Here is a 7,097-nt window from a genome sequence, read left to right as displayed (position 1 = left end):
AGCCCCCGCCGGGCCTCCGCACAGCGGCGTCGGACGGCCCGGCCGGGACCCGGTCCGGTAGGGGCGGTTAGGGGGTCCAGATCGGCCCCGCGACGGGGTTAGCGTCGGTTCCGATCACGCTTCCGTGGTCCCACTTCAGACACTCTGGAACGGGGTGCTCACCGTGTCACCGGATCCCAGCGACAAGGGCACCGTCCCCTTCCGGGAGTACCGCACCTGGTACCGGGTGACCGGTGATCTCACGGCCGGCCGGCCCGCGCTCGTCGCCGTGCACGGCGGCCCCGGCAGCACGCACGACTATCTGCTCGCCCTGGCGGCCCTCGCCGACGAGGGCTGGCCCGTCGTCCACTACGACCAGCTCGGCAACGGCGGCTCCACCCATCTACCCGGCAAAGGCGCCGACTTCTGGACGGTGGACCTCTTCCTCGCCGAACTCGACAACCTCATCGACCGGCTCGGCATCGCCGACGACTACGTCCTGTTCGGCCAGTCCTGGGGCGGCCCGCTGGCCGCCTCGCACGCGATGGGCGACCCGGCCGGGCTGCGCGGACTCGTCGTCGCGAACGCACCCGCCTCCATGCCGCTGTGGCTCAGCGAAATGGCCGCGCTGCGCGCGGAGTTGCCGCCCGAGGTGCAGGCGAGCCTGCTGCGCCACGAGGCGGCGGGCACCACCGACACCGACGAGTACCTGGCCGCCATGCGCGTCTTCTACGACCGTCATGTGTGCCGGATCCAGCCGTGGCCGCAGGACTTCCTGTCCTCGTTCATGGAGATCTACAACGACCCGACCGTCTACTACACGATGAACGGGCCGAACGAGTTCCATGTCATCGGAACCCTGCGCGACTGGTCGATCATCGACGATCTGCACCGGATCCGGACCCCGACCCTGCTCATCGGCGGCCGGCACGACGAGGCGACGCCCACCGTCATGCGGCCGTACGCCGACCTGGTCCCCGGCGCGCGCTGGGAGATCTTCGAGGAGTCGAGCCATCTGCCGCACCTGGAGGAGCCCGAGCGGTTCACCGAGGTGATGGTCGACTTCCTCAAGAGCCTGTAGCGCGGCGGCGCGGCGCCCGTACGGCCCCCGTGCGCTCCCGCCGGACCGGAGCGGACCCGCCGGACGGCCGGCGCCGTACCCCGGTACGGCGCCGGGCGGCGCCACGTGCCGAGCCGCGGCCACGTACACCCGACCCATCACACGATCCGGTACGCGCCCCGACGCGCGTCCGGCAAGGGGAGGCCATGAACAGCACAGCGAACGACGGCACGGCCGGCCCGGACGCCACCGCCATGGTGTTCCCCGGCATGGGGCCGTCGCCCTTCTCGGACGTGGGCCGCTTCATGGTGGTCAACCCGGAGGCCAGGGAACTGGTCGCGATCGCCGACGACGTACTCGGCTACTCCCTCGTGGACACCTTCCGCGAGGCGGAGGGCGACTACTCGGAGGCCGCCCAGGTCGCCTTCCTGGTGAACTGCCTGGCGTCGGCGCGGTGGGCGGAGCGTGAACTCGGCATCGTCCCGGCGGTGGTGACGGGACCGAGCTTCGGCGAGAAGGCGGCCCTCGCCTACTGCGGCGCGCTCACCCCGGCCGAGGCGATCCGGATGACCGCCGAACTCGCCCGCTGCATGGACGACTACTTCCGCCACGCCCACCAGGACATCGTCACGCTGTCCTTCGTCCGCGCCCCGGAGGAGGCTCTGACGGCGATCTTCGCCGACCTGGACGCCGAGGGGGAGTGGCACGACATCTCCTGCTACATCGACGACGGCTTCTACATGGTGTCGCTCAGCGAGCGCCGGGTGGACTGGTTCCGCTCCCGGCTGCGCGACGTCGGCGCGCTGTCGCTCTACACCATGCGCCCGCCCATGCACTGCGCCGCGTTCGCCCCGCTCCGGGACCGCGTCGAGCGCGAGGTCCTGGCCGGTCTCGACTTCGCCGACCCGCGGCTGCCGGTCGTGGCCGACCAGGACGGCGCGCTCGTGGAGACCGGGGCCGGACTGCGGGCGATGCTGCTGGACAGCTTCACCCGACCGCTGAACTGGCCCGACGTCATCGACGGACTGCGGTCCTTCGGCACCCGCCGCGTCTGTGTCGCGGGCCCGGACAACCTGTTCGGCCGGGTCGCCCGTACGACGGAGGCCTTCGAGGTCGTGCCCGCCAACCCCCGCGCCGCGATGACGCCGCGCCGCACGGAGACCCGCCGCACACACCAGCGCCGCACCCGCGTCGGCGCCGCCTGAGCGACCACGCCGCCCGAGCCATCACGCCGCCCGAGCGACGGCGTCGTCCGAGCCGAAGTGCCCGGGCGACCGCGCCGCCGTGGCGAGCGGCCGTACGACGACCACCCCTCACGACACCTTGGAGTCACCGTGCAGGACGACCGATTCGCGCCGCTGCTGCGCCAGTTCCTCCCCTTCGCGGCCCCCGACGAGCCGCTCGACGACGACGTCAAACTGCGCGACCTCGGGCTCGACTCCCTGGGCATGGTGCAGCTCCTCGGCGCGCTGGAGGACACCTACCAGATCCGTTTTCTCGGCGACGAGCTGACGATGGGGTCGTTCGAGACACCCGGCATCCTGTGGAAGACCGTCGACAGCCTGATCCAGCGCGACGCGGCCTGAGGGCGGGTCCAGCGTGAACACCACCACCCTCACGACGGACGCCACACTGCCCGGACGGTTCCTGCGCGGCCTGGCACGCTCCGCCGACGGACCCGCCGTGCGGGCGGGCACCGGGACCCTGACCTATCGTGAACTGCACGAACGGGCACTGGGGCTCGCCGGTTCACTGCTCGCCGGGCTGCCCGCCGGGTCCCGCGCCGTCGGCGTACTCGTCGGCAAGGGCGTCTCCGCCTACCCGACGCTGCTCGCCGGCCTCTACACCGGCGTCACGACGGTGCCGCTCCAGCAGACGTTCCCCGCCGCCCGCACCCTGCGGATGATCGAGGCGAGCGGTGTCGACGCGCTGATCGCCGACGACGACTCGCTCCCCGCGCTCCTCGAACTCGCCGCCGCCGGCGCCCGTCTGCCGGTGCTCTTCCGCGCCCACACCGATTCGACCGCCGGCACCGAGGGCCTGGGCGGAGGCGAGGGCGTCGGCGGCGCGGCGGTACGGCGGCCCCCGATGCCGTGGATCCCTTACCGCGCGGACGCCGCCCTGGCCGAGCCCGTACCCACGCGGCCCGACGACGTGGCGTACGTGCTCTTCACCTCGGGCTCCACCGGGCGGCCCAAGGGGGTGCCCGTCACCCACGCCAACACCGACCACTACTTCCGGCTGCTCGACGCGCGCTACGAATTCGGACCCGAGGACGTGTTCACACAGAACTTCGACCTCAACTTCGACTGCGGCATGTTCGACCTCTTCTGCGCCTGGGGCTCCGGCGGCACGCTCGTACCCCCGCCGGCCGCCGCCTACCGCGACATGCCCGCGTTCGCCGCCGAGCACGGCCTGACCGTCTGGTTCTCCACACCGAGCGCCGTCGCCCTGATCCGCCGGATGGGCGGGCTGCGGCCCGGCGCCATGGACACCCTGCGCTGGAGCTTCTTCGCCGGCGAGGCGCTGAGCAGCCGGGACGCCGACGACTGGGCCGCCGCCGCACCCGGCTCGGTGGTCGAGAACCTGTACGGGCCCACCGAACTGACCATCACCGTCAGCTCCCACCGCTGGACGCCCGGCCAGGACCGCGCGCTCAACGGCATGGTGCCGATCGGCACCGTCCACGAGGGCCACGCCGTACTGCTCCTGCCACCGGACGGCGAACAGGCCCCGCCGGGCGTCCCAGCCTCCGACGAAGGCGAACTGTGCATCGCGGGACCCCAGTTGACGGCCGGCTACCTCGACCCGCAGGACGACGAGGGCCGGTTCCTCGACCGCGACGGGCAACGCTGGTACCGCACCGGCGACCGCGTCAGGCGGGACGCCGACGGTGTCCTGCACTACCTCGGCCGGGGCGACTCACAGGTCCAGGTGCACGGCGTACGGGTCGAACTCGCCGAGGTCGAGGCCGCGGCGCGGGAGTGCGACGGAGTCCAGGACGCGGTCGCCGTGGCCGTACCGACAGGCGGCACGGTCGAGCTGGCCGTCTTCTACACGGGCCGTCCGGTCCCGCCGGCCGAACTGGCCCGGGGCCTGCGCCGCACGCTGCCCGTCGCCGTCGTGCCCAAGCGCTACACGCATCTCGACGCTTTCCCGCTCAACTCCAACCGGAAGACGGACCGCAGGCAACTCGCCGTCCTGGCGACGGGCGCACCGCCGCCGGCCGCCGCGGACACCGTGACACGCGAGGGAACCCAAGAAAGGTCGTACGGGGCGAAGTGAACACTCAACGGGGCATCGGGGCCCGCTCGGACGTCATGGTGCACACGCTGCTGGACGAGGCCGTGGCACAGGCCGCGGACGCGTGGGCCGTACGTGACGCGGCCGGACGCTGGACCTACCGCCAACTCGACGACCACAGCCACGCGTTCGCCGCCTGGCTGGCCGCACGCGGAATCCGGCGCGGCGAGCGGATCCTCGTCCAGGTCCCCAGCACCCGGGAACTGGTCGCGCTCTTCTACGGCGCGGCGCGCCACGGCGCCGTGCTCGTACCGGTGAACACCGGCATGAAGGACTACCACCTTCGATCGGTGACCGAGAACTCCGAACCGGCCCTGGTCGTCGTCCCGCGGGACGCGGTGGAGCGGATCGGCGCACTCGCGGACGCGCCGGTACTCGCCCTGGAGACCCTCTGGGACGAGGTGACCGGCCTGCGCGAGCGCGGAGCACGCGGACCCCTCACGCGGGAGTCCGCCGACGACATCGCCGTCCTCGTCTACACCTCCGGCAGTACGGCGGCGCCGAAGGCGGTCGTCTGCCCGCACGGCCGGATGGTCTTCGCCTCGGAGGCCATCCAGCTCGAACTCGGCTACCGGCCCGATGACGTCGTCTTCTGCCGCTTCCCCATCTCCTGGGACTACGGCCTGTACAAGATCCTGCTCGCCACCCTCGGCCGCAGTGAACTCGTCCTGGCCGACGGCGAGTCGGACCTCGTCCTGCTGGAGCGCATCCGGGAGTGCGGAGCGACCGTCGTACCGATCGTGCCGTCCCTGGCCGCCATGATCTGCGCGCTCGCCGAGCGCGAGCCGTACACGCGCGCCGACGGCCCCTCCCGCGTCAGGATGTTCACCAACACCGGCGCCGCGCTGCCCAAGACCACGGCCGACGGCCTGCGCGCCGCGTTCCCCGGGGTCGCCGTGGTGCGCCAGTTCGGGCAGACCGAGTGCAAGCGGATCTCCGTGCTGCCCCCGGAGTTCGAGGACAGCAAGGGCGGCTCGGTCGGACGGCCGCTGCCCGGCACCCGGGTACGTGTGCTCGGCGAGGACGGCAGCGAGCTGCCCACCGGCGTCACCGGCGAGATCGTCGTGGAAGGACCGCACGTGATGCCGGGCTACTGGCGGGCCCCGGAGGTCACCGCACGTACCTTCCGCACCACGCCGGGCGGTGAACCACGCCTGCACACCGGCGACTTCGGCCATCTCGACGAGGACGGATTCCTCTACTACGAGGGCCGGCGCGACGACATGTTCAAACGCCGGGGCGTGCGTATGAGCACCATCGAGATCGAGGCCGCCGCCACCGACATACCGGGCGTGCGCGCCGCCGTCGCCGTACCCCCCGAGGGGACCCGCGACCTCGCCGTCTTCGTCGAGGGGGAGATCGCGCCCCACACCGTCCTGCGCGAACTGTCCCTGCGTCTCGAACTCGCCAAGGTCCCCGCCGCCTGCCAGGTCCTGGACGAGCTGCCGCTCACCCAGCACGGCAAGCACGACCGCAAGCAGCTCACCCGCCTCCTCGAAGGGACCCCGCGGTGACCGGCACCGACTTCCACGAGCTCGCCAAGCACTTCGGCACCCCGAGCTATGTGTACGACCTCGAACGCGTCGCCACTGCCCGCCGCGACCTGCTCGGCGCCCTCCCCGAGGAGGTCGCGCTGTACTACGCGGCGAAGGCCAACCCGCACCCGGAGATCCTGCGGGAGATGCGCGGGGACGGCGGGCGCGCCTGCCGGGCCGAGATCAGCTCGACCGGCGAACTGGACGCCGTGCTCCAGGCGGGTTTCCCCGGCTCCGACATCCTGTACACCGGCCCCGGCAAGACCGACGAGGAGCTGACCGAGGCACTGACGCGCGGTGTACGGAAGTTCTCCGTCGAATCCCTCGGTGACCTGCGCCGCATCGGGGCCCGGGCCGGCGCGCTCGGTCTCGTCGCGCAGTGCCTGCTGCGCGTGAACAGCGCCGCGGCGAGCGCCCCGACGAGCATCCGGATGACCGGCGTGCCCTCGCAGTTCGGCTTCGACAGCGAGACGCTCCCGCAGTTGCGGCACGAGGTGACGGACGTGCCCGGCACCGTGGTGGAGGGCCTGCACTTCTTCCCGCTCAGCAACGCGGGGGACGAGTCCAGCCTCATCGCGGAGTTCCGCAACACCATTGAGACCGCGGCGCACCTCCAGCGCGAACTCGGCGTACCGCTGCGCTTCCTCGACATCGGCGGCGGGTTCGCCGCACCGTACGCCGTCGGCGGGGAGCGGCCCGTCTACGCGAACCTGCGCGCCGCCCTCACCGCCGACCTGGACGAGCACTTCCCCGGCTGGCGCGAGGGCGCCCCGCGCATCGCCTGCGAGTCGGGCCGCCATCTCGTGGGCGACAGCGGGTCGTTGCTCCTCGCCGTCGTCAACCTGAAGGAGAGCCGCGGCCGGCGCTTCGCGGTGCTCGACGGCGGCATCAACGTCTTCGGCGGGATGTCCGGCCTCGGCCGTATCTTCCCCGTCACCGTCGGCCCGCTGGAGACGGACCCCGCCGCCGAGCGCACCACCAGCCTCGTCGGACCCCTGTGCACCCCCGGCGACCTGCTCGGACGTGATCTTCGGCTGCGGGACCTCGCGCCCGGAGACCTGGTCACCGTCCCCAACTCCGGTGCCTACGGGCCCACCGCGAGCCTGCTGATGTTCCTCGGCAGGCCGGCGCCCAAGGAGATCGTCGTACGCGGTACGGAGCTGGTCTCCGTCTCCCGGATCGAACACATACGCGGCTACGAACACGGACAGGCCCTGTGA

6 protein-coding genes are annotated in these 7,097 nt (G+C 72.2%); all 6 read left to right on the top strand.

Annotation, left to right across the window (positions count from 1 at the left end):
* The first annotated feature begins 163 nt into the window (after positions 1-163).
* The 6 genes from GXP76_RS18320 (at position 164) to GXP76_RS18295 (ending at position 7,097) form a co-directional block, all read left to right on the top strand.
* Positions 164-1,060 (top strand): proline iminopeptidase-family hydrolase, encoded by an 897-nt coding sequence (locus GXP76_RS18320; RefSeq protein WP_242572620.1) that lies wholly within the window; start codon positions 164-166, stop codon positions 1,058-1,060.
* Between the two features lie 185 nt (positions 1,061-1,245).
* Positions 1,246-2,244 (top strand): ACP S-malonyltransferase, encoded by a 999-nt coding sequence (locus GXP76_RS18315; RefSeq protein WP_242572619.1) that lies wholly within the window; start codon positions 1,246-1,248, stop codon positions 2,242-2,244.
* Between the two features lie 129 nt (positions 2,245-2,373).
* Entirely contained in the window at positions 2,374-2,625 is a 252-nt protein-coding gene (locus tag GXP76_RS18310) for a phosphopantetheine-binding protein (RefSeq protein ID WP_242572618.1), read from the top strand.
* A 13-nt stretch (positions 2,626-2,638) separates the two neighbouring features.
* Positions 2,639-4,324, top strand: coding sequence for an AMP-binding protein (locus GXP76_RS18305; RefSeq protein WP_242572617.1), 1,686 nt, complete (start codon positions 2,639-2,641; stop codon positions 4,322-4,324).
* Complete coding sequence (locus GXP76_RS18300; protein ID WP_374361534.1) at positions 4,321-5,856, top strand: AMP-binding protein; 1,536 nt, start codon at positions 4,321-4,323, stop codon at positions 5,854-5,856. Before GXP76_RS18305 ends, GXP76_RS18300 begins: the two co-directional genes overlap by 4 nt.
* Positions 5,853-7,097, top strand: coding sequence for a type III PLP-dependent enzyme (locus GXP76_RS18295; RefSeq protein WP_242572616.1), 1,245 nt, complete (start codon positions 5,853-5,855; stop codon positions 7,095-7,097). Before GXP76_RS18300 ends, GXP76_RS18295 begins: the two co-directional genes overlap by 4 nt.

It is taken from the genome of Streptomyces sp. NP-1717, assembly GCF_022695985.1.
GTDB lineage: Bacteria > Actinomycetota > Actinomycetes > Streptomycetales > Streptomycetaceae > Streptomyces.
Note: the sequence above shows the minus strand (reverse complement) of the source record. Positions and strands in the feature narration are given on the sequence as shown.

What these genes read in the sequence shown, in the direction of transcription:
- GXP76_RS18315 (WP_242572619.1), top strand. Translation starts at nt 1,246, where the DNA reads ATGAACAGCACAGCGAACGACGGCACGGCCGGCCCGGACGCCACCGCC.